Annotated in this window: 1 protein-coding gene; it reads left to right on the top strand. The window is 65.0% G+C overall.

What is annotated here, in order from left to right; genetic code table 11:
* On the top strand, positions 1 to 411 hold a 411-nt coding region (locus ASC93_RS03265), incomplete at both ends, for a calcium-binding protein (protein WP_307188956.1).

Consider the following 411-nt stretch of genomic DNA (forward strand, 5'->3'; position numbering starts at 1 on the left):
AGCGGCGGCGACCCGGCCGACATGCTCCAGTTCGGTACCGGCATCGCGGCCGATACGACGCAGCTGAATCGCAGCGGCAACGATCTGACGTTCAACCTCGGCGCGTCCGACCGGGTCACGATCAAGGATTATTTCAATCCAGCCTGGACGAGCAATTACCGCATCGAGACCGTGGCCTTTGCCGACGGCACGACCTGGGACATCGGCACGACCATCGGCAAGCTGACCTACAACGGCACGGCCGGGGCCGACACGATGCCCGGGGACAGCACCTATGGCAACCGTGTCAACGGCCTGGACGGCAATGACAGTATCACAGGTGGCAACGTCGCCGACGTGCTCGACGGCGGCGCCGGCAACGACACCATCTACGGCGGCAGCGGCAACGATACGATCACCGGCGGCACAGGC

This window comes from Massilia sp. Root335 (assembly GCF_001425685.1).
GTDB classification, from domain to species: domain Bacteria; phylum Pseudomonadota; class Gammaproteobacteria; order Burkholderiales; family Burkholderiaceae_D; genus Telluria; species Telluria luteola.